Origin of the sequence: Enhygromyxa salina, assembly GCF_000737335.2 — a bacterium.
Taxonomy (GTDB): Bacteria; Myxococcota_A; Polyangia; order Nannocystales; family Nannocystaceae; genus Plesiocystis; species Plesiocystis salina_C.
In genome coordinates this window covers 1-2,030 of sequence record NZ_JMCC02000255.1, presented here as the reverse complement: position 1 = coordinate 2,030, position 2,030 = coordinate 1, and the positions used below count along the sequence as shown (strand labels likewise).

General features: G+C 73.5%; 1 protein-coding gene. It reads left to right on the top strand.

Translation table 11 applies throughout. From position 1 onward, the window contains the following. Positions 1-129: 129 nt before the first annotated feature. A partial coding sequence (locus DB30_RS40705; protein ID WP_146662943.1) for a beta-ketoacyl reductase occupies positions 130-2,030 on the top strand: 1,901 nt, incomplete at its 3' end.

The window sequence follows — 2,030 nt, the reverse complement described above, 5'->3', positions numbered from 1 at the left end:
GCTGCAAGGTGAACTCGCCAACCGCCTCGGCGAGTCCGAAATTGACCAATACTCGACGCGAAGCTGGCCGCGTGGACCGAGCGTGGCGAGGCCGACGGGCTGCTGCGCGCCTGGGTCAGCGGTGCGCGCGTGAGCTGGGAGCTCGCCCAGCAGGGCGAGCGGCGGCGCGTGAGCCTTCCGGGCTACCCCTTCGCCCGCGAGCGCTGCTGGATCGAGCTCGACGTCGGCGAGGGCCGGCCGGCGCCAACCCGGCCGGCGTCGGCATCTGCGCCCGCGCGCGCGTCGGTGGACGGCGCCGAGCTGATGCTGCTGCGTCCGCAGTGGGTCGCGCGCGCCCTCGCGGGGGGCCCCAGCCAGTCCTTCGCGGCCCATCACGTGGTCGCCCTCGGGGAGCGCTCGGCGTGCGCGCGCGCCGAGCTGCGCGCGGTCTTGCCGGCGACCGTGAGCTGCGAGTTCGTCGAGATCGGGGCTGGCTCGCTCGACGAGCAGTGCACGGCCGCGATCGAGGCGGTGTTCGAGCGTGTCCGTGGGTTGCTCGCGCGCGGGGGCTTCCGCCAGCCCGAACTACTGCAGGTCGTGCTGCTCGGGGATCCCAAGACGGCGGTCGAGCGCGAGCGCCTCGCCTGTTTCGGCGCGGTCACGGGCGTGCTCGACAGCGCCCGGCGCGAGAATGGGCTGCTGCGCACGCAGCTGCTCGACTGCCTCGATGGGGCCGTCGGCCAGGCCCTCGCGGATCGGCTGATCGCCGAGGCCGAGGCGCCCGAGCTCGAGGCCCGCGTGCGCTACATCGAGGGTCGGCGGGAGGTCTCGCGGCTGACCGAGCTCGGCACGGACACCCAGCCCGTGGCGGCGTGGCGCGACGGTGGTGTCTATCTCGTGACCGGCGGGGCCGGGGCGCTCGGGCTGGTCGTGGCCAACGAGATCGCCGCGACGGTCCACGACGCGAGCGTGATCCTCAGTGGGCGCTCGGCGCTCGGTGAGCGCCAGCGCCGGGCCCTCGACGAGCTCCGCGCGGCCGGGCTGCGCGTGGACTACCAGCGCTGCGACGTCGCGCGCCGCGAGCAGGTCGCTCGCTTGCTCGACCATGTTCGCGCCAACTACGGCTCGCTGACGGGCATCGTCCACAGCGCTGGGGTCCTCGACGATGGCTTCGTGATCCGCAAGAGCCCCGCCCAGGTGCGGGCCGTGCTCGCGCCCAAGATCGCGGGCCTCGTCGCGCTCGACGAGCTCAGCCGCGCGGACGAGCTCGATCTGTTCGTGTGCTTTTCGTCGATCGCCTCGGTGTTCGGCAACGCAGGTCAGAGCGACTACGCAGCAGCCAACGCGTTCATGGACGCCTACGCGCGCTATCGACGTCGGCTGGTCGCGGTCGACGAGCGCGCAGGCTCGAGCGTGTCGATCAATTGGCCGCTGTGGGCCGCGGGGGGCATGGGCCAGACCCCGGCCGTGCGCGAGCAGCTGGGCGAGGCTGGCCTCGCGCCTCTGGCCACGGACGAGGGGGTCCGGGCGTTGCGCCATGCCCTCGACCCCCGTGGTACCGACACCCAGGCCCGCTTGGTCGTGCTCGCCGGGCAGCGCCGTGTGCTCGCCGAGCTGACCGAGGACGCGGCCCCGGTGTTCGAGCCGGTCACGGTCCCAGTCGCGGACGTCGGCGCGGGCGAGCGTGGCGTCCAGGCGCCCTCGTCGGTGCTCGTCGAGCGGGCCGTGGGCTTCTTTCGCCGGATGGTCGCCCGCGCGCTCAAGCTCGATCCCGAGCGCATCGATCCCGACATGCCGCTCGAGCGCTACGGTCTCGACTCGGTCCTCGCGGTCAAGCTGACCTCGAGCCTCGAGCGTGATTTTGGCGAGCTTCCGCGGACGTTGTTGTTCGAGGTCGAGACCCTGCGCGAGCTCGTGCGCGACCTCGATCGGCGCCGGCCTGGGGCCCTGGCCAAGCTCGTCGGTGAGGCCGTCGTCGCGTCGGCTGGCGAGGCCGTCACCGCGCCGTTCGACGAGGCTCCCGCGTCGCGCCGCGCTGTCGCGGCGCGGGC